20 protein-coding genes are annotated in these 19,387 nt (G+C 68.0%); 8 read left to right on the top strand and 12 right to left on the bottom strand.

The window, feature by feature from the left end; all coding sequences use genetic code 11:
• Positions 1-6 precede the first annotated feature (6 nt).
• The 8 genes from NMI01S_RS08300 to typA form a co-directional block, all read right to left on the bottom strand.
• The gene (locus tag NMI01S_RS08300) at positions 7-372 is read right to left on the bottom strand and encodes a DUF742 domain-containing protein (RefSeq protein WP_062995369.1); all 366 of its coding nucleotides are present in this window, start codon (positions 370-372) and stop codon (positions 7-9) included.
• A gap of 6 nt (positions 373-378) precedes the next feature.
• Positions 379-768 (bottom strand): roadblock/LC7 domain-containing protein, encoded by a 390-nt coding sequence (locus NMI01S_RS08305; RefSeq protein ID WP_062995370.1) that lies wholly within the window; start codon positions 766-768, stop codon positions 379-381.
• A complete protein-coding gene (locus NMI01S_RS08310; protein WP_245716768.1) occupies positions 761-3,256 on the bottom strand; it encodes a sensor histidine kinase in 2,496 nt (831 codons plus the stop codon). Before NMI01S_RS08310 ends, NMI01S_RS08305 begins: the two co-directional genes overlap by 8 nt.
• A 254-nt stretch (positions 3,257-3,510) precedes the next feature.
• Complete coding sequence (locus NMI01S_RS08315; RefSeq protein WP_245716769.1) at positions 3,511-3,945, bottom strand: hypothetical protein; 435 nt, start codon at positions 3,943-3,945, stop codon at positions 3,511-3,513.
• Positions 3,942-4,100, bottom strand: coding sequence for a hypothetical protein (locus NMI01S_RS35290; RefSeq protein WP_167669881.1), 159 nt, complete (start codon positions 4,098-4,100; stop codon positions 3,942-3,944). The genes NMI01S_RS08315 and NMI01S_RS35290 overlap by 4 nt, the downstream gene beginning before the upstream one ends.
• Positions 4,101-4,160: 60 nt before the next feature.
• Entirely contained in the window at positions 4,161-5,060 is a 900-nt protein-coding gene (mshB, locus tag NMI01S_RS08320; RefSeq protein WP_245716770.1) for an N-acetyl-1-D-myo-inositol-2-amino-2-deoxy-alpha-D-glucopyranoside deacetylase, read from the bottom strand.
• Positions 5,057-6,853: an ABC transporter family substrate-binding protein gene (locus tag NMI01S_RS08325; RefSeq protein ID WP_062995371.1), complete on the bottom strand. Its 1,797-nt coding sequence runs from the start codon at positions 6,851-6,853 to the stop codon at positions 5,057-5,059. Before NMI01S_RS08325 ends, mshB begins: the two co-directional genes overlap by 4 nt.
• A gap of 228 nt (positions 6,854-7,081) precedes the next feature.
• Positions 7,082-8,983 carry a translational GTPase TypA gene (gene typA, locus NMI01S_RS08330; RefSeq protein WP_062995372.1) on the bottom strand — a complete coding sequence of 634 codons (1,902 nt, stop codon included), beginning with the start codon at positions 8,981-8,983 and terminating at the stop codon, positions 7,082-7,084.
• A gap of 162 nt (positions 8,984-9,145) precedes the next feature.
• Between typA and NMI01S_RS35295 the strand changes: the two genes are divergently transcribed.
• Together NMI01S_RS35295 and NMI01S_RS08335 are read left to right on the top strand one after the other, a co-directional pair.
• Positions 9,146-9,322: a hypothetical protein gene (locus NMI01S_RS35295; RefSeq protein WP_167669882.1), complete on the top strand. Its 177-nt coding sequence runs from the start codon at positions 9,146-9,148 to the stop codon at positions 9,320-9,322.
• Positions 9,323-9,351: 29 nt separating this feature from the next.
• On the top strand, positions 9,352-9,645 hold the full coding sequence (locus tag NMI01S_RS08335) for a 4a-hydroxytetrahydrobiopterin dehydratase (RefSeq protein WP_036504880.1): 294 nt from the start codon (positions 9,352-9,354) through the stop codon (positions 9,643-9,645).
• Positions 9,646-9,650: 5 nt separating this feature from the next.
• Here NMI01S_RS08335 and NMI01S_RS08340 read toward each other — a convergent pair whose 3' ends face one another.
• On the bottom strand, positions 9,651-10,931 hold the full coding sequence (locus tag NMI01S_RS08340; protein ID WP_062995373.1) for a mannosyltransferase: 1,281 nt from the start codon (positions 10,929-10,931) through the stop codon (positions 9,651-9,653).
• Positions 10,932-11,348: 417 nt separating this feature from the next.
• On the opposite strand from NMI01S_RS08340, the gene NMI01S_RS08345 reads away from it, so the two are divergent.
• Positions 11,349-12,227, top strand: a complete 879-nt coding sequence (locus NMI01S_RS08345; RefSeq protein WP_245716772.1) for an Rv1157c family protein — start codon at positions 11,349-11,351, stop codon at positions 12,225-12,227.
• Between the two features lie 199 nt (positions 12,228-12,426).
• Complete coding sequence (locus NMI01S_RS08350; RefSeq protein ID WP_062995649.1) at positions 12,427-12,741, top strand: hypothetical protein; 315 nt, start codon at positions 12,427-12,429, stop codon at positions 12,739-12,741.
• A 29-nt stretch (positions 12,742-12,770) separates the two neighbouring features.
• Here the strand turns inward: NMI01S_RS08350 and NMI01S_RS08355 are convergent, their stop codons facing one another.
• The 3 genes from NMI01S_RS08355 to NMI01S_RS08365 form a co-directional block, all read right to left on the bottom strand.
• Positions 12,771-13,502, bottom strand: coding sequence for a DUF1906 domain-containing protein (locus tag NMI01S_RS08355; protein WP_062995374.1), 732 nt, complete (start codon positions 13,500-13,502; stop codon positions 12,771-12,773).
• A gap of 215 nt (positions 13,503-13,717) precedes the next feature.
• Complete coding sequence (locus NMI01S_RS08360; RefSeq protein WP_062995651.1) at positions 13,718-14,848, bottom strand: hypothetical protein; 1,131 nt, start codon at positions 14,846-14,848, stop codon at positions 13,718-13,720.
• A gap of 177 nt (positions 14,849-15,025) precedes the next feature.
• Complete coding sequence (locus tag NMI01S_RS08365) at positions 15,026-15,634, bottom strand: CHAP domain-containing protein (RefSeq protein WP_062995375.1); 609 nt, start codon at positions 15,632-15,634, stop codon at positions 15,026-15,028.
• A gap of 178 nt (positions 15,635-15,812) precedes the next feature.
• On the opposite strand from NMI01S_RS08365, the gene NMI01S_RS08370 reads away from it, so the two are divergent.
• From NMI01S_RS08370 to NMI01S_RS08385, 4 genes are read left to right on the top strand one after another with little or no spacing between them, the layout of a single operon-like run.
• A complete protein-coding gene (locus NMI01S_RS08370; protein WP_084512820.1) occupies positions 15,813-16,463 on the top strand; it encodes an ABC transporter permease in 651 nt (216 codons plus the stop codon).
• Positions 16,456-17,646, top strand: a complete 1,191-nt coding sequence (locus NMI01S_RS08375) for an ABC transporter ATP-binding protein (RefSeq protein ID WP_062995377.1) — start codon at positions 16,456-16,458, stop codon at positions 17,644-17,646. Before NMI01S_RS08370 ends, NMI01S_RS08375 begins: the two co-directional genes overlap by 8 nt.
• Positions 17,643-18,398, top strand: coding sequence for an ABC transporter permease (locus NMI01S_RS08380; RefSeq protein ID WP_062995378.1), 756 nt, complete (start codon positions 17,643-17,645; stop codon positions 18,396-18,398). The genes NMI01S_RS08375 and NMI01S_RS08380 overlap by 4 nt, the downstream gene beginning before the upstream one ends.
• The gene (locus NMI01S_RS08385; protein WP_062995379.1) at positions 18,395-19,387 is read left to right on the top strand and encodes a glycine betaine ABC transporter substrate-binding protein; all 993 of its coding nucleotides are present in this window, start codon (positions 18,395-18,397) and stop codon (positions 19,385-19,387) included. Before NMI01S_RS08380 ends, NMI01S_RS08385 begins: the two co-directional genes overlap by 4 nt.

The raw sequence follows: 19,387 nt of genomic DNA on the forward strand, positions 1-19,387 counted from the left end.
GCCCGGTCAGAGCCCTCGAATGCCGTCCAGCAGCGCCTGCAACAGGCCGACGTCGGACGCCTCGTCCTGACGGGGCTGGCGGTATTCGAGGCGGCCGTCGTCGATGAGATCGCCGACGAGCACCTTCGTCATGGTCAGCGGAAGTTCCAGCCGCGCAGCGACTTCCGCGACCGACTGCGGTGTGCGGCACAACTCCACGATGGCGGCGTATTCGGGTTCGTGGCGGCGCAGCGCCGCGCCCCGGCCGATATCGACGACCAGGGTCAGCATATCCAGGTCCGGCCGGTTGCTGCGGCCACGTCCCTGCGTGACCGCGTACAACCGGACCAGTGGTCCGGCCTCGTCGTCGAACCAGGCGTCACCGTCGTTCACGGTGACTCATCGTCGGTCGACGGCGAGGTGTGAACCGACCCGCTGCACGGTCTGGTTCATCGCGTACGCGACCATGCCCAGGTCGGCGTTGTCCGCGGCCAGAAGGCCCAAGCACGCGTTGTCACCCGCGGCGGTGATGAACAGCACCGCCCGGTCGAGTTCCACCATGGTCTGGCAGACACCGCCGGCGTCGAAATGATGTCCGGCGCTGCGGGCCAGGCTGTGCAGCGCGGAAGCCATCGCACAGAACCGCTCGGCATCGGAGTCCTCCAGCTCCGAGGAGTTGCCCAGCAGCAGTCCGTCGGTGGACAGCAGTACCGCGTAGCGGACACCGGTGAGACCCTTCACCAGATCATCGAGCAGCCAGCCGACGTCACTTCGGTTGGGATTAGCCATCTTCACCCTCGTCTGTCTCGAAATGTGATGCCGTGGAGCCGGTTTCGTCAGCAGGTCGGCGTCCCTGCCGGGTGCCTTGCTCGACGGCGCTGATCAGGTTGCGAGCTTGGTCGGCGGTGCGTCGGCGAACGGTATTGGTACCGGCCGCGGGCGTCTCGTCGCGATCGGCCGACCGCACCCGGCGCGGCAGCGGCGGGCGGCCCTCCCCGGCGCGAACCACGCCCGGGCTGGTCACCGGCGCGCCGAACACTCCGGTCGCGGGGGCGGAATCGATACGCTCGGAGGCCGAGGTGAACCATGCCGAGCGCCGTGGGCTCAGGTCCGGATCCGCGGCAGGCGGCGTCGCGACGTCGGTCGCCATCGGAACATCCTCGGCGACAATCACTTCCGCACGGGCGGCGGACGCGTTGGTCACCGGCCCCAGGACGGCGAACTCCCCGGTGGCGGGGCCCGGATCCTCGAAGTCCGTACCGTTCACCTCACCGGCTTCCAGCACCGGTGTGCCGATCAGCACCACCGCGCGCACACCGCCGTACACCGATTCGCGCAACTTCACCGAAATACCATGGCGGTTGGCCAGTTTCGCGACCACGAACAGGCCGAGCCGGGTGTCGGTGGACAGCGCCGCCACACTGAATTCCGGCGGATGCGACAACATCTCGTTGCGGCGGTCGAGTTCGTCGGCGGTCATACCCAGACCCTGGTCGACGATCTCCACCGCGACACCGCGCCCCACCACGGCGGCGTGTACCTCCACCCGCGCCTGCGGCGGCGAATAGGAGGTGGCGTTGTCCATCAGCTCGGCCAGCAAGTGGATCAGGTCTGCGACCGCGGTGCCCATCACGCGGGTCCGTGGAATACGGCCGATGCGAATTCTGGTGTAGTCCAGACTTTCCGCGACCGCACCGCGAATCACCTCGATCAACGGAACCGGATTGCGCCAGCGCCGACCCGGCTGTTTGCCGCCGAGGATGATCAGATTCTCGGCGTTGCGGCGGGCGCGGGTCGCCAAATGGTCGAGCTGGAACAGCAATTCGAGCTGGTCGGCGTTCTCCTCGCGCCGCTCGGCCTGGTCCAGCAGAGCCAGCTGGCGATGCACCAGCGCCTGACTGCGATGGGCGATATCGAGGAAGATCGTATTGATACCGGCGCGGGTATTCGATTCCGCGACCGCGGCCGACACCGCCGCCACCTGCGCTCGGTTGAACGCCTGCGCGACCTGGCCGAGTTCGTCGGAACCGAAGTCCAGCCGCGACACCTCCGTCGGGGCATCCACCGTCTCACCGGCCGATACCCGGCGCATGATGTCGGGCAGCCGCTCGTCGGCCAATTCCAGTGTGTCGCGGCGCAATCGGCGCATCCGGCCGATGAATCGGTTCGCCAGCACCAGCGAGGCGAGGAAGGCCAGAATCGACACCAGCAACACCGCACCGCCGCCGGCGAGTGATCCGATGGCGGTGCGATCACCCTGATCCCGCGCCTCGGCGTGCGCGTCCCGGCTCTTGTCCTGCCACAGCGTCAGTAGTCCGGAGCCGAGCTGTGCCGAGCTGTCCTGCCAGGCCTCCACGGTCATCGGCAGCGGTTTCGCGGATTGCCGGCTCGTGCGCGACCGCGTCGTATCGCCGGTCCGCGTGCTCGGGTCGGAATCGTCGGCGGCCGCCATCGGACCGCGCGCGGCGACCGCGTCGGCCATCTCGTTGATCTGGGCCCACGCCGGGCTGTTCACGAGCGCCTGGAGCTGATCCCCGCGTTCGCCCTTCAGCACCGATCGCGAGTAGGCGATCTGGCCGCGGAATTCACCCAGGAAGTTGGTGTACTGGGTCCACTGCGCGGGCGTAGAAGTGCCTGTCACCAGGAACAATTCACCGAGTGCCGTGGCTTCGGACAGCGCCTCCGCGGCGCGCATCACCTCGACGGCATAGCCGAGCTGGACGGCGATGCCGGCATCCGGCGCGACCCGGGCGGCCAGCATCGAGGCATCGATGATCGCCGCGGTGAAACGGCTGAACAGCCCGAAGACGTGATCGGCCGGCGCCTGGCCGGAATCGATACCGCGACGCACCAGCGGCAACTGCGCGAGCAGCTGACCGTAGGCGGCGATATCGGCTCCGGAGTTGTCCGGATTCATCTTCTGCGCCTCGTCGCCCTTGGCGGTGAGGGCGGCCAGCGCCGCATCCGAGCGTTGCCGCGCGGCCGTCAATTGTGCTGTGGCGCCGGGATCGCCCGCCAGTTGCAGCATCGAGAGCCGGCGCTCCTCACCGAAGGTCTCCATGATGGCGACCGCGGGAGCGGCGGTGCTGCTGGCCAATTCGGCCCACTGCCGGGCATCGCGGCCCGACCGCACCAGATACGACGCCGCGCCCACACCGATGGCGAGCAACGTGATGCTGGAGATCAGCACGATGGCGAGCAGGCGCACGCGCACGCTGACCCGTCCGCGCACACCCCGGCTCATCAGGCCGAGCCAGCGCGAATCCTTCGTGTTCACAGGCAATCCAGGAAGCTTCGACCACTCAACCACGGGTGATCTTCCTGTTGTCGGGCGACGTCCGCGCGCATTCGGATCTCGGCGCACCCGAGCCAACCGGCCAGCTGAGCAACCGGCCCCCACTTCCTAACCACACCGCCCGCCGGGCGGCAGAACCACAGATAACGCCTGAGAGACTAACCGACCCTCCGGCCCGCGACAGCCGTTCGCCGATATCTTTTTCCGGCAAGACCTTCCGGACGACCGGCACCGGTTCACAGCGTGGCCGGGGTGGCTTTCGGTCGCAGGAACGCCCGCCGGAACAGAAACAAACCCACCGGCACGATGCCGCAGGCCAGCAGCAGCGGCGAGGTCCAGGAGTCGGTCAGCAGCACATCGCCGCCGGGCCCGGTGGTGGAGCAGATCAGGAATCCGAACAGCCACGCGATCACCGGCAGGCCCATCGCGGCCGGGCGCGCCACGACCACACCCATGCCACGCGCCAGCAGCACGTTCACCACCGCGGCGACCAAGGCCGCGATCGGGAAGGGCGTGGCGCCGAGGTAGAGCGGCAGATACAGCACCTCGAGCACCACCGAGAGCAGCCCGTCGAACACGAGGACCGCCGCCAGCACGCCGCCGAGCACCGGCCAGGCATACTTCGACCCGCCGGGCACATAGGCGGTCCGGCTGGTCGTCGCGGCCGTCACGGTACCGGCGGGAAGCCGAGCAGGGTCAACAGATGACTCTGCAAATCGACGAATCCGTAGAGCACCGACAGGTACAGATCGTGCTGCGCCTGCCAGTTCGGCTTCTGGCTCTCGACGAACGCGACGATGGCGTCCTGCAGGCTCCAGTTGTACATGCCCAGCAGTCTAAGCCGACCCGCCCACGATTCGACCAGCCCGAGTGCCGGCTGCCACGGTCAATCGAGTCCGGCGAACAGATCGTCCTCGTGTCCGTCCGGGCCCACCGGCCCCAGACGCCCACGCACCAGCACGTAATGCTCCTCCGGCAGCACCGGCTGGGCGATGTTGTTCGACAGCGCGAATTCGCGGCCCGAGGGCGCGACCGTGACCTGGGTGGCATGTGCGCGCAGGGCGGCGCGTTTGGCCGCCAGCACGTCCGAGACGTCGATCGTGGTGGTCACCGTCTCACTCGCCACACATGCCAGCTCGCCGACCGCCGGCAGCCGCCAGCCGCTCGGCAGGGCCCCGGGCAGACGGTCGACCGTGCGGCGGGCCAAGGCCTCGGTATGCCGGCGCAGCACCTCGGCATCGGTCACCGTCCAGTACACCTTCGGTGTGTCCCAACCCTTTTCGGCCGCCGCGGCCACCGCATCCATGGTGACCCGATGGGCGCGCACATGGTCCGGATGGCCGTAGCCGCCGCGCGGGTCGTAGCCGACCACCACGCGCGGGCGCAGCCGCAGCAGCACCTCGCTCAACTCCGCTACCGCGGCCGGGCCGGAATCGACGAAGGCACGCGGGTGCGTCGGCACCATGGGTTCGGGATCCGCTGTCGTCCCGCTCATCCCGGAATCGCGCCAGCGGCCCGCCCCGCCGAGAAAATGCGGCGCGTCCACACCCAGGGCGGCCAGCGCGGCGGTCAGCTCGTGGATGCGGAACCCGCCCAGCTGATCGGCGTGGGCGCTGGTCAGCTGTTGCCACCGCGCTCCGATGACCTCGCCCTCCTCGCCGAGCGTGCAGGTCACCACGGTCACCGGCACATCGCGGGCCCGGTAGTGCGCGATGGTGCCGCCGGTGGTGATCGACTCGTCGTCGGGATGGGCGTGTACCAGAACCAGACCGCCGGTTCCGGTCACGACAGCCGCCGCCAGGTGCTCGCGCCGCCGAAGATCCCGACCTGGATCGAACCGCTCAGCGAGACCCCGTCCATCCGCGAACTCGCCGCGGCGACGCCGGTGTCCTGCACGATCGGCAACACCGTGGCCAGATCCCACAGTTTCGGCTCCGCGTCACCGATCGCCTTGGGCACATCCACCCCGCGCAGCGCCGCATCGATCTGCGGTTGCAGCGACGGATCACAGATCCCCGACACATTGCTCGGCGCCTTGCGGATGGCATCGATCCGCGAGGTGTCCTCCTGACCGGGCGCGGCCACCGGCGGGCAGCCGTAACGCGAGGACAGAATCGTCGCCGGATCCTCCCCCGCCCGCTCCCAGCCGACCACCGCGTCCACGGTCCCGTCCGCCAGATCCTTGCCGTAGAGCTCGTCGGCGGGCAGGCTGCGCACCGACGCGTCGATTCCGGCGCTGCGCAACTGGTCGGCGGCGGTGTTCGCGACCGCCAGCGTGGTCGGATCCTTGTCCACCGCGCCGATCCGGATCGTCAGAGTCCGGCCGTTCTTGGCGACCGGGCGTGGCTGCGGCGCCGGCGACGTCGTCGGATTGCCCGCCGCGGGAGTCTCGGGCGCACGGCCGAATCCGGCCTCGGCCAGCAGCCCGAACGCCTGGTCGGGAGACGGCCGCGGCGGCGCCGTCGGCGCGTACCCCGGATCCGAGGGCGCCAGGATCTGCGCCCGCACCGGATCCACCCACGCACCCGTCTCGGCGCCCACCGAAGCCAGCAACGCCGGATCGAGCAGACCCAGCACCGCGTGGCGGACCCGCGGATCGGCCAGATCGCCGGTCCGCCCGTTCAGCACCATCTGCATTTCCCGCGCCTGCGGCATGATCGCGGTCCGCACCTGCGGAATCGCGGCCAGCTGCGCCTGCGTCGCGACACCGCCGTGCACCAGCGCCATCTGAGCGTCACCCGCGCGCAGCGATTCGGCCAGCTGCGCCGGAGTGCCGCCACGCCGCAACAGAATCTGATCCGGCACCGCCGGAGTACCCCAGTAGCGGTCGTTGCGTTCGAGCAGGATCTCCTCGCGGCCCGCGTCGGCCTGCTTCACCCGGAACTGCCCGCCGGAAATCGGATTCTGATCGATCAGGCCACGCTCCACGGCGAGGGCCCGCTGAAATCCACCGGGAGCGTCCTTCAGCAGATGCGACGGCAGCAGATCCGAAAACAGTTGCCGCCAAGCCGGATACGGCTGACTCATCGTCACCGTGACCGTCTTGCCGCCCTCCGAGGACTTCACGTCGGTGATCAACCGATAGCCCGCCGGATCCACCACCCCGGGCTGGCTGATCATCTGCTGCCACAGATACCGGAAATCCTCCGCCGCGATCGGCGCACCGTCCGACCACGACGCCTGATTCTGAATCTTGTAGGTCAGCGTGAACAGATCCGGCTGCGACGGATCCGGCGGCGTCACATCCGCCGACACCATCAACGCCGCATCCGGAACCCGATCCGTACCCCCCGGCACCGTCGGCGACGGCACCGGGCGAAACGGACTCGGAAACACCAGCGAGGCAACGGCATTCGTCGCCGGCGACTGATTCGACCGCAGATGCGGATTGAATCCGATCCCGATATCGTCCACCGCCACCACGACCGTGGACTTCGTCGGCGTCGCCGGAGTCGTCTTCGGACTGTCGGTGCTCTCGATCGGCGGCGGCGGATTGGCGGTGCACGCGGTGAGTACCCCGAGCGCCAGCATCAGCACCAAGACCACGCGCCGCCCCGCACGCATTCGAACTCCCGACATCACGAAACGTACTCTAGTGTTTTCGGCCTTCGCTCCGCTCCGGCGGGGTTTCGGCCCCTCGGGCCGAAACCCACCATGGTGAACGGCTCGTAGATGCTTGCGCTGGTTGTCCACTCGACGACCACAGAATACGTCTGGAAGCACTTTCACCCGGAACCACAGAGGCGCACGTCCGCTGGACGTGCGCCTCTCGGATTTCCGGGGAGATATGCCTACGCGGAGATACGCCTACGCGTTCTGGGCGGCGCGGTCGCGGGCCTTGCGGCGCGACGCCTCGCGGCCGCGCTCGGTGGCACCGAGAATCACCTTGCGCACGCGCACGATCTCGGGGGTGACCTCGACGCACTCGTCGGCGGCACAGAACTCCATGGCGCCTTCGAGGTCCAGCTGCAGCGGCTTGGCCAGCGTCTCGAGCACGTCACCGGTGGCCGAACGCATATTGGTCAGCTTCTTCTCACGGGTGACGTTGATGTCGAGGTCCTCCGCGCGCGGGTTGATGCCCACCACGTGGCCCTCGTAGGTGTCGGCGCCCGGCTCCACGAAGAACTGGCCGCGGTCGGCGAGCTGAATCATCGCGAACGGTGTCACGCTGCCGGCGCGGTCGGACACCAGCGAGCCGGTGTGGCGGGCGCGAATCTCGCCGGCCCACGGCGCGTAACCGTCGAAGACCGCGTTGGCGATACCCGTGCCGCGCGTCTCGGTGAGGAAATCGGTGCGGAAACCGATCAGACCGCGCGAGGGGACGATGAACTCCATGCGCACCCACCCGGCGGAGTGGTTGCTCATCTGGACCATCTTGCCCTTGCGGGCGGCCAGCAGCTGCGTCACCGCACCCAGGTACTCGTCCGGGCAGTCGATGGTGAGCTCTTCGAACGGCTCGTGCACCTTGCCGTCGATCTGCTTGGTGACCACCTGCGGCTTGCCGACGGTCAGTTCGAAACCTTCGCGGCGCATCTGCTCGACCAGGATCGCCAGCGCCAGCTCACCACGGCCCTGCACCTCCCAGGCATCCGGGCGGCCGATGTCGAGCACCCGCAGCGACACGTTGCCGACCAGCTCCTGGTCCAGGCGCGACTTCACCATGCGGGCGGTCAGCTTGTGGCCCTGCACCCGGCCGACGAGCGGCGAGGTGTTGGTGCCGATCGTCACCGAGATGGCCGGCTCGTCGACGGTGATGCGCGGCAGCGCGACGGGGTTCTCCACATCGGCGAGGGTGTCGCCGATCATGATCTCCGGAATGCCGGCGACGGCGACGATATCGCCGGCCACGGCCTCCTCACCCGGCTTGCGCTCGACGCCGACGGTCTGCAGCAGCTCGGTGATCTTCACGGTCTTGACGCCGTCACCGTGCATCCACGCGACGTTCTGGCCCTTGCGCAGGGTGCCGTTGTGGATGCGGACCAGCCCGATCCGGCCGAGGAACGGGGACGCGTCCAGGTTGGTGACGTGCGCTTGCAGCGGCGCCGACGGGTCACCCTTGGGCGCGGGCACGTACTTCAGCAGCACCTCGAACAGCTCGTCGAGGTTCTCCGCGTCGGGCGCGCTGCCGTTCTCGGGACGCTGGGTGGACGCCTTGCCCTCGCGGCCGGAGGCGTAGAGCACCGGCAGATCCAGCGCCAGCTCGGCCGCCTCGGACGCTTCGTCGTCGAGGTCGGAGGCCAGATCCAGCAGCAGGTCGTGGCTCTCTTCGACGACCTCCTCGATCCGGGCGTCGGGGCGGTCGGTCTTGTTCACGACCAGGATCACCGGCAGCGAGGCGGCCAGCGCCTTGCGCAGCACGAAACGGGTCTGCGGCAGCGGGCCCTCGGAGGCGTCGACCAGCAGTACGACACCGTCGACCATGGACAGACCGCGCTCGACCTCACCACCGAAATCGGCGTGGCCGGGAGTGTCGATGACGTTGATCACAGTGACGCTGCCGTCGCCGTGATGACGATGCACCGCGGTGTTCTTGGCGAGAATGGTGATGCCCTTCTCACGCTCCAGATCACCGGAGTCCATCACCCGGTCGACCGGCTCGGCACGCTCGGCGAAGGCACCGGACTGCCGCAACATGGCATCGACCAGCGTCGTCTTGCCGTGGTCGACATGAGCCACAATGGCGACATTGCGGAACTCGACAGACGACACGTTGAATCCTCCTGCTGAATGAATGGGTTGCGGCCGACCCGCGCCGTAGCGGGTCCGAACAAGGCAGGTGGACTGATCTCACCGGACATGCGGCCAGGTACACAGTACCGAAACACGCCTCGGCCGCCGTTTCCGGCATCATGGTTGGTTACCCTGGGCCCCATGGGCAAGGTGAAGGCCAAGGAGGTCGCACACCTCAAACCGAAGAAAAAGTGCTGCCGTAAGAAGAAGCGCTGCCTGAAATGCCCTGTCGTGGTCTCGAAAATGAAGAAGTGTCAGGCCGCGGGAGTCAAGGGCAAAGATCTCAAAAAGGCTCTCAAACTCGCGCGTGCGGCCTGAGCCGCTACCGCTGGGGTAGAACCGAGAGTATGAGTACCCCATTGCTCTCCGACAGCGAGATCGCCACTGGGTTGCGCGAACTACCCGCTTGGACCCACACCGGCAGCAGCATCTCCCGAACCGTCGAGGCTCCGTCGTTCCTGGCCGGCATCGAACTGGTGCGACGGGTGGCCGACTCCGCCGAGAAGGTCAACCACCACCCCGACATCGATATCCGGTGGCGACGAGTCACCTTCACCCTCTCCACCCACTCCGAGGGCGGCATCACCCGCAAGGACCTCGCGCTGGCCGGCCAGATCGACCGCCTCGCCGACCAGAGCTGAGCGGCCTAACCCGCCCGGACCGAACCCGCCGCGACCGCGGGCGCCGGCGGCGGTGTGCCCGGCCGCCCGCGCTGCGCGCCCGCCCAGATGATCCACAGGTAGGTCGCCACCACGCCGAAGACGTAGATCGCCCCCAGCCAGGCGAGAACCGCCGGGCGGGAGATCTCCCAGATCGTCGGCTGGAAGAAGGTCAGGATCCACGGAATGCCGACCAGCGTGGTCACCAACCAGAACCCGGCCACCAGCCGCGCGCCCGCGATCGAACGCAGCGGACCGTGCACCAGCCACATCATCAGCGGCAGCAGCCACACCCAGTGGTGCGACCACGAGATCGGCGACACCATCAAACCGAACAACTGCACCACCAGCAGCACGCCGAGCCGGTCGTCGAAATCGACCGCGCGCCAAGCGAACCAGGCCAGTACGACGGTCAGCAGCACAGCGCCCAGCCACCACGGCCCGAACGGGACGCGATGCCCCGCCAGATTCCAGGGCGCCCCCGCGTCGTGGCCGAGAATGCGGCTCAGCGCCCCGCGCAGCGACTGGTTGACCACCGACCCCACGGGGCCGATGCGGTTGGCGTCACCGATCAACGGCCCGAAATAGGTGCGGGTCTCCGACGACGAGATCAGGAAACTCAGTCCGATCGTCGCCGCGAACACCACCGCCGACCACACCGCGGCCGCCCACCGCCGCCGCGCCAGGAAATACAAGCCGGTGACCCCCGGCGTCAGTTTGACCCCCGCCGCCACACCCACCAGCAGCCCCGACAGCCACCAGCGCGCGGAATACGCCGCCGCCAGCCCAGCCAGCAGCAGGAACACATTCACCTGCCCGTAATCGAGCGTCGTCCGCGTCGGTTCCAACCACAGGCCCAGCGCGGTCCACAGCATCGCCGCCGCGCGCCGATTCGGTTCTGCCACCGACCCCGGCAACAGCGCGAAAGCGATCCGCACCGAGGCGTAGAGCGCGACCACGATCAACCCGAACCACAGCAGCGTCACCAGCCCGAACGGCAGGAAATGCAGCGGATAGAACACCACCGCGGCGAACGGCGGATAGGTGAACGGCAGTGGGAAATCGGGAGTCTTGTCGGCGTAGACGAAGTCGTAGAGATGCCCACTGCCCAAATTGGCCGCGCCCTCGACGTATACGCGCAGGTCGACCACGTCGAGACCGTGCGGGAGCACGAACATCAGCACCAGACGGGCCACGACCGAAACGGCCAGAACAGCCCCGGCCACGCGGATGTCGGCCAAACGGAGGTGTCGGGTCACGGGCTGCAATTCTGCCTCCGCTTCGCTCCGGCGGGGTTTCGGCCCCCTGGGCCTCGATTTTTCACTCCTCCGCTCAGTCGCTGCGCTCCCTCGCTCCGTCGGTCCAAAATCGAGGCGGGCCGAAACCCTCCGAGGTGTACGGGTTGCAGATGTATACCTGTGCCGTGAACTGACGTTCCGTGCCGGCTCGAATGACCCGTGTAACAAAGGCATCACTGTTCACTTGCGTAACACTGCTTTGGGGTTATGTTCGGACAACGCGCCGGGGCGGGTGATCGGAATTGCCGAGCGGTGCAGGCAAGATCACACCCACGGCTGTACAACACGGCGGCACTGTCTTTAGAGTGTCGCGAAGCGATGCCCCCATCGCGCGATGTTCTCGCATCGCATGACGAGGTAACCCCGAGGTTAAGGACGGCAACACCAGTGCTTCGCACCAGAGGAACGCGGTTCGCATTGTCCGTGCTGGCCCTGACAGCCGGCGCGACACTCGCCGCGTCGACGATCGCGGTTGCCGAACCGGCACCCAAGCCCCAGGCCGCCGATGTTCCGCTGGTCCCGGAGGGCGTTCCGGTCGATGCGATCGCGTCGCTGGCTCCGGCCATCGTCGGCGCCGCCGCCCAGGCGGGCAACATCGCCTCGCCGGGCGCTCAGACCATCCTCGATCAGGCGATCCAGCTGCTCGATCGTTCCGGTCTGCCGCCGCAGGTCAAGCAGACACTGCAGGCCATCGTCGCCTTCCTCGACGGCAGCGGTGGCGGCGGCCCGGACATCCCGAAGAACGGTCCGGCCATCGCGCAGTTCCTGTACCCGACCATCGGTAAGGACTGCATCGGCCCCGGCTCCGACTCGGTCGGCACCGCGCTCGCGGTTCCGGGTCCGGCCGAACTGCCCCCGCCCGGACCGGCTGCCGGGCAGGCCGGCTTCGTCTTCACCGCGCTGGGCACCAAAGGCCTGACGCCGCAGCAGAATCCGCCGATGACCGTCCAGTGGTACAACCTGGACAACCACCGCGGCGGCACCGTGGCGCTGACCGACGAGGCACACATCAACCCGGACGGTCCGGCCACCCTGTCGGCCATCGTGGACACCGGCCCGGGTCGCGTGATCTCCGTGGTCGCGGGTTCCCTGACCACGCAGCCGGCGGCCGATCAGGCGCCGATCACCTGCTCGTTCCTGCCCACGCTGGGTCTGTTCACGGTCGCCTCGGGCCCCGCCCAGGCCGCGGCTCCGGTGAACCCGGCCGGCACGGTGCCCGCCGCACACGTGGTCCAGCAGCCCGCCGCGGTACGCCCGCAGCACTGAATTTCAGGCCCCCGACGGCCCGGAGATGTCGCTGAGACGACACTCCGGGCCGTTTGCTGTCAATGCGCCATGGGATGTCCCGGACTGTGGTAGACCGCTAGGTATGTCGACTGTCGATCAGCTCGAACGGTCTGCACAAACCACCTCGGACGCCGGCGCGGCGCCCCGCGTCCGGCGCGGTAAAGCCGGGCATTCGGTGATGTCGCGACGGTCCTACCGATCGGTGTTGTCCACCCGATCGCATCGCTCGATCCTGTCGTTCCGGTCCGAACGGTCGATCCTCTCGATCGGCTCGGCCTACTCCGTCCTCTCGATCGGCAGCGTCGGATCGGTGCTGTCGATCGGTTCGGTCGGCTCGTTCTTCAGCCTCGGCTCGGCGTTCTCGGGCCTGTCGCGATGGTCGCTGCTGTCGTGGATGGGCGTGCGCGACGCACCCGAGGCGCGGCCGACGCTGACGGTCGTCCCGGACGAACCCGATCTCGTCGCCGATCCCACCTGCCACTGCCAAACGTAGACAGCCGCCGATTCACTACGCGGTCGTGATCACCACTGCCCGTACTGCGCGGTGAGGATGTTGTTCACATCCACCCCCACACCGTCGACCGTGCGATCATCGATTTCGATCTGGTGCAGGTTCGCCGCCGGATGCACGAAACCCTTCGGCGTGCCCCAGTTGTGTTGCCAGTACCAGGAACCCAGACCGGCGACCTTGGCCAGTTCGATGGTGGGCGCGTTGGCGTAGACGCCGACGTTCTCGTTGCCGAGCACCGATTCCCAGCCCGCGAGGTAGGGCGCGATGAGGGTCGCGAAATCGACCGGCGTCGGATTGTCGTCGATGGAGGCGTAGATCGGCACGCCGTCCGGCCCACCCGCATCGCGGTGCAGTTGCAGACCGCGGTCGGCGTGGCGTTTACCGGCCTCGAGCCCGCCCTTCCAATCCGCGGTGGCGCCCTTGCCGAATTGGTAGCACGACACCACGGTGAGCCCGGCCGCGTGCAGCGCGTCGACCTCGCTCGCGCGCAACGGCTTTCCGGTCATCCACTCCGCCCCCGGGCGCCGGTCGGAGACATACCGAATCGCACCGGCGTGCCCGGCGGCGCGGATGGCCGCGGCGTCGGGCACGCCACCGGCATAGTCGAGCAGGGTGCCGAGGACGTTGTCGGCGGCGGCGGGCGGCGCGAGCACAGCGGGTGCGAGCGCGGCCAGACCGGCGGCGGTCGCGGCGGCACCGGCATATCCGAAGAGGGTGCGGCGGGTCATCGGAACGGAACGCATCGAAAACTCCTTCGCGCTACAGCGATATAGAGATCTCACCTGATGCCGGCCACCCCGCGGACCGGTGGAAACGCAAGCGTGCCCGGCGCGCCTTCCCCGACGACAACAATGCTGTCATCCACGCGCCGGAAGCCTCGAACGTGGACTCATTTCACCACATGCACATATGAACCGCTAGGCCAATCCGGTCACATCAACACCACAAGTAACAGGGGTCAGGAGGTGGCCGCATCGATGCGGCCGGCGACGTCGATGGTGCGGCCCCGGGGGTCGGCCAGTTCCGCGCGAATGACCTGCGCGACCTGCGCGGCGATCTGGCGGCGGATCTTGCCGACCGAACCCAGCATCTTCGCGCGCCATCCCTCGGCCTGCAGTTCGACGACGACGTCGGCACTGCGCGGCGGCGTCACGTCGATGACGATGAGCAGCGGTTCACCGGCTCGCGCCACCAGCAGCAACCCGACCTCCACCTCCGCGCGATAGCGATTCGCCTTGAGTACGTCGACGGTGATGTCGAGTCCGACCGGAATGGTCAGGTCGAACGACACCGGATCGTCGCCCTCCCGCCGGGCCAGCCGTGGCATCCGCACGGCCCCCCGCACCTCGACCGTCACCGCGTCACCGGGCCCGGTGCGCAGCGGGCCCACCTCGACCGCGCGGCCGGCCAGACCTTCCACCACGTCGCGCACCCGATCCGGGGTGACGATCAGCGGGAAGAAACGTCGCCCGAACTCCGCGTACTCGATCCATTCGAAGTCCGTGCGCAGCACATGCTCCGAACGGGTGCCGTTCATGATCGCCTCGATATCGAACACCCGCCCGCGCCGGGCCGCCGGATCGGCGAGCATGGCGTTGAGCCGGCTCGCGACCTCACGCTGGACCAGGGTCGCGATCGGGTCGAGCAGGACGTCGACGGCGGCGCCGACCGCCTCCGCCCGGACCGCGAAACTCACATCACGCGAACGCACCCGCGGAATGTCGATGACGATCAGCAGCGGATCGGCGGTCCGCGCATGCAGGGTGAGGTCGATCTCGACGGTGGCCTCGATCCGGAACTGCTGCCCGCCGAGGGTGACCGTGAGATGCATCGACACCGGCACCCGGACCTCGAAGGTGACATGCGGTTCGCTGCGGGCGATCACCGGCTTGCCGACCTTGCCCTCCGCCACCAGGCCGGCCAGTCCCGCCGGGCCGATCGAGAACGGCCCGATACTCATCCCCCGTCCGGCCATCCCGGACACCGCGGCCTCGATCCGGTCCCGGTTGACCGCGTGGACAACGAAACGTTCACCGAATTCGGAGTAGTCCATCCATTCGGCCTCGTCGTGCACGCCCGGCTCTGCCATCTGCTCCCACTCCTCCACCGATCACCTACACACGCGGATCCCCGTCCTGCCGATGAGGAGCCGGCAGCACGGGGACCGCAACAGCGGCGCTGCCGGGGCCGCCGGGTACATCGTAGGGTCCGGTGTCGCGACACCATCCCCACCGATCGAGATCGCCCGCCACTGGACGAAAACGTTTCACATATGGCCGAACCCGACGATACCGGCAATCGTCGCCGGGTCGTAACGGTGAATGCGCACCGAGCCACGCTCGTTGCCGCCGATCGTGGTCAGGGTGTGATCACCGGCGGCCAGCACGATATTCGTGTGCTGTCCGAACGGACTGCCGGGGGCATAGATCACGACGTCGCCCGGACGCGGCGAATATCCGGAACCCACCGCCGAAAACCGGCCGTTCGATTCGAAATACTCCTGCAGGGTCGCCACACCGGGAATCCGCCACGATCCGGAATTCGGATTGGACAGCGGCTGCCCGGCCTGACGCATGGTCCAGCTGACGAAATCGGCACACCATGGCTCATCCACGCCCTGTGCGTATTTGGGCCCGTCGCCGGGATGCGAATATTCCGTGCGCAGCACCGTGACGATGCGACTCCGACTCGAATCCAGCGCGGTGACATCGACATTCGGGAAATCGTCCAGCCGCTGCCCGGCGATGGCGGCCGGGCGATCGTGCCACCAGGGCATAACCACCACGACACCCACTGCCAGCACGCCGATCACCACCAGCGCCGACAGCACTGTCCAGCGCGTGCGCCCGAGCCCCCGACTCCGCGTGGTACTCATGAATCCCTCCGTCCCCGACCGGAAATCGGCCTCCTGAGATGTAGGACGTGCGAGGGACCGCCACGGTTCCGCCCCAGTCGCCGCCGTCGCACACACGCCGGTCCCGCTCGTTGCCTGCGCCCGCGGCGCGGGATCGATAGACTGCTCGGACGCCGCCGAGCTCTGGGAGGACATCGCCCTGGATACTCTGTGGACCTTTCTGGTGGACCATCGCAGACAACTGCTCACCGATTCCTATCTGCACGTCTCGGCCGTCGTGCAGTCGGTGCTCATCGCGACCGCGGTGGCGGTGGGCCTGGGCATCGTCGTCTACCGCAGCCCGTGGGGTTCGGCGGCGGCCACCGCGGCGGCGAGCATCATCCTCACCGTGCCGTCGTTCGCGCTGCTGGGACTGCTCATCCCGGTGTTGGGCCTGGGCGTGCGGCCGACGGTCACCGCGCTCGTGCTGTACGCGCTGTTGCCGATTCTGCGCAACACCATCATCGGGCTGGCATCGGTGGATCCGGCGGTCTCGGATGCCGCGCGCGGGGTCGGCATGAACCGAGTGCGCATCCTGGCCCGGATCGAAATGCCGCTGGCCTGGCCGTCGATTCTGGCCGGTATGCGGATCAGTACCCAGATGAGTATGGGCATTCTGGCGATGGCGGCCTATGCGAAAGGTCCGGGGCTGGGCAATCTGATCTTCACCGGCCTGGCCCGGCTGGGCAGTCCGACCGCCGTCCCGCAGGCCCTGTCCGGCACGGTGCTGATCATCGTGCTGGCGTTGTTGCTCGATGCCGTCCTGGTGGGCGTCGGCCGGCTCACCACCTCGAGGGGAATCCGTGACTGATACCGCGACCGCCGACCGCACCGACCACGAACCCGCGGAGATCGTGCTCGACGCGGTGAGCAAACACTATCCGGGCCAACGTGATCCGGCGGTGGACCGGATTTCCCTGACGATTCCGGCGGGTGAGATCGTGGTGTTCGTCGGCCCTTCGGGCTGCGGTAAGACGACCACGATGCGGATGATCAACCGCCTGATCGAGCCGACCTCGGGCACCATCACCATCGCCGGACGTGACGTGACCGCGGTGAATCCGGACCGCCTGCGGCGGCGGATCGGTTATTCGATTCAGCAGGCCGGTCTGTTCCCGCATCTGACGGTGGCCCGCAACATCGCCACCGTGCCGGGTCTGCTCGGCTGGGATCGCGCCCGCGTGCGCGCCCGCGTCGACGAGATGCTGAATCTCGTGGGCCTCGACCCCGAAACCTTCCGGGGCCGATATCCGCGCCAGCTCTCCGGCGGCCAGCAGCAGCGGGTCGGTGTCGCCCGCGCGCTGGCGGCCGATCCGCCGGTGCTGCTGATGGACGAGCCGTTCGGCGCGGTCGACCCCATCACCCGCGGGCTGTTGCAGGACGAGTTGCTGCGGCTGCAGACCGAACTGCACAAGACGATCGTGTTCGTCACCCACGATTTCAACGAGGCCGTCAAGCTCGGGGATCGAATCGCGGTGCTCGGCAACAGTTCCCGCGTCCTCCAGTACGACACTCCGGCCGCGATCCTCGCCCGCCCCGCCGACGAGACGGTGGCCGGTTTCGTCGGCGCCGACGCCGCCCTCAAACAGCTGACGCTGGTCCGGGTCGCCGATGTGGAACTGGGCAGCTGCGCCACGGCGGCGCAGGACGATCCGGTCGACACGCTGCGCGCGGCGCTCGCCACCCGGGAATGGAAGTGGGGCCTAGTTCTCGACTCCGATCACCGGCCGCTGCGCTGGGTGTCCGAACATCAACTGGCGCAGGCACAGTCGTTGCGCGACGCCGGTGTCCCGGTGACCGGCACGGTCACGGCGGATTCGACGTTGCAGGCGGCGCTCGAGACACTGCTCGCCGAAAGTACCGCCAACGCCGTCGTAACCGGGCCGCGCGGTGAATACGCCGGGCTGGTCGCGATCGACACCCTGGTCGCACACCTGTCCCGCACTCGCGCCGAACATCGTGCGGCCACAGCGGATTCGGGTGAGCGGCCATGAGCCCCGCGGTCCGACACGAGCGGCGCGCCGACCGGATCCGGTTGTTCGCCCAGCCGGTGCTGGCCGTAGCCCTGGCGGCCGGCGTATTGGTGTGGGCCTTCGACCGCACCCTCACCGCGACGCAGCAGGCCAGTATCAATCCCACTACCATCGGCACCGTGGTCCGCCAGCACGTGGCGATCACCGCGACCGTGGTGCTGATCGTCGTCGCGGTCTCGGTTCCGCTGGGCACCTTGCTGACTCGGCCGCGCTACCGGCGTCTCACTCCGCTGTTCGTCGGCGTCGCCAATATAGGTGCCGCGGCACCGGCGATCGGCCTGATCGTGCTCACCTATCTGTGGACCGAGAAGACCGGCTTCTGGGTGGGGGTCGCGCCGATCGCGTTCTATGCGCTACTTCCCGTGCTGCGCAATACGATTCTGGGTTATCAGCAGGTCGATCCCGCTCTCGTCGATGCCGGCCGAGGGCAGGGCATGTCGGCGATGACGGTGCTGCGCCGCATCGAATTCCCGCTCGCGGTGCCCTACATCCTGGCCGGGCTGCGCACCTCGCTGGTGCTGGCGGTCGGCACGGCCACGCTCTCGTTCCTGGTCAGCGCCGGTGGTCTGGGGATTCTGATCGACACCGGCTACAAACTGCGCGACAACGTAACCCTCTGGGTGGGAGCGATTCTCGCGGTGGCGCTGGCACTGCTCGTCGACTGGCTGGGTGCGCTGGCCGAACAATTTCTCGGACCGCGGGGGCTGCGATGAGGCCGCGGCCGGGCGCCGCGGCGCGACGCGCGGCCACCGCGGCGGCGACGCTGCTGGTCGCCGTGGTGGCCGCCTGCGGTCTCGAGGCCGGTGGCGCGGTTCCGCTGCCGGTCGGGCCGGGCAGTATCGAGCCGATTCCCGCCCTCGACGGTGTGCAGATCACCGTGGGCTCCAAGGATTTCACCGAACAGAACATCCTCGGCTACCTCATCGAATTCGCGCTCACCGCCGCCGGAGCTCAGGTCCGTGACCTCACCAATATCACCGGATCGAACAGCCTGCGCGACGCGCAATTGCACGGACAGGTCGATATCGCCTACGACTACACCGGAACCGGATGGATCAACTATCTGGGTAACGAGACACCGATTCCGGAGTCCACGCGGCAATTCGAGGCGGTGCGCGATGCGGATCTCGCACAGCACGGGATGGTCTGGGCCGATCCGGCCCCGATGAACAACACCTACACGATGGTCACCAATGCGGGCGGCGCCGCCCGCACCGGCGCGAAGACGATTTCCGACTATGCCCGTCTGGTGAATACCGACCCGAGTACGGGGCCGACCTGCCTCGGTACCGAATTCAGCGTCCGCCAGGACGGATTTCCGGGCCTGGCCCGAAAATACGGTATCGACGTGGGCAAGGTACACAAGCAGATCATGCAGGATTCTCTGGTGTATTCGGCCACCGCGAACGGCACCTGTCAATTCGGCGATGTCACCGCGACCGACGGCCGCACCAAGGCGCTGAATCTGGTGCAGCTCACCGATGATCTGAACTTCTTCCCCAAATACAATGCGGCACTGGTGATGCGGAAATCCTTCGCCGACGCGCATCCGCAGGTGGCGCAGGTCATGGCGCCGATCTCCGCACTGCTCACCAACGAGACGATCACCGAGTTGAACCGGAAGGTCGACGTCGACGGCGCCGAGCCGGCCACCGTCGCGCGCGATTGGCTCATCCGCCAGGGTTTCGTGACCGCGGGCTGA

Source organism: Nocardia mikamii NBRC 108933 (assembly GCF_001613505.1).
Taxonomy (GTDB): Bacteria; Actinomycetota; Actinomycetes; order Mycobacteriales; family Mycobacteriaceae; genus Nocardia; species Nocardia mikamii.

Coding starts and splice junctions, on each gene's coding strand:
- NMI01S_RS08305 (WP_062995370.1), bottom strand. CDS start 768: ATGGCTAATCCCAACCGAAGTGACGTCGGCTGGCTGCTCGATGATCTG.
- NMI01S_RS35290 (WP_167669881.1), bottom strand. CDS start 4,100: ATGTACAACTGGAGCCTGCAGGACGCCATCGTCGCGTTCGTCGAGAGC.
- NMI01S_RS08325 (WP_062995371.1), bottom strand. CDS start 6,853: ATGTCGGGAGTTCGAATGCGTGCGGGGCGGCGCGTGGTCTTGGTGCTG.
- NMI01S_RS35295 (WP_167669882.1), top strand. CDS start 9,146: ATGGGCAAGGTGAAGGCCAAGGAGGTCGCACACCTCAAACCGAAGAAA.
- NMI01S_RS08335 (WP_036504880.1), top strand. CDS start 9,352: ATGAGTACCCCATTGCTCTCCGACAGCGAGATCGCCACTGGGTTGCGC.
- NMI01S_RS08350 (WP_062995649.1), top strand. CDS start 12,427: ATGTCGCGACGGTCCTACCGATCGGTGTTGTCCACCCGATCGCATCGC.
- NMI01S_RS08355 (WP_062995374.1), bottom strand. CDS start 13,502: ATGCGTTCCGTTCCGATGACCCGCCGCACCCTCTTCGGATATGCCGGT.
- NMI01S_RS08360 (WP_062995651.1), bottom strand. CDS start 14,848: ATGGCAGAGCCGGGCGTGCACGACGAGGCCGAATGGATGGACTACTCC.
- NMI01S_RS08365 (WP_062995375.1), bottom strand. CDS start 15,634: ATGAGTACCACGCGGAGTCGGGGGCTCGGGCGCACGCGCTGGACAGTG.
- NMI01S_RS08380 (WP_062995378.1), top strand. CDS start 17,643: ATGAGCCCCGCGGTCCGACACGAGCGGCGCGCCGACCGGATCCGGTTG.
- NMI01S_RS08385 (WP_062995379.1), top strand. CDS start 18,395: ATGAGGCCGCGGCCGGGCGCCGCGGCGCGACGCGCGGCCACCGCGGCG.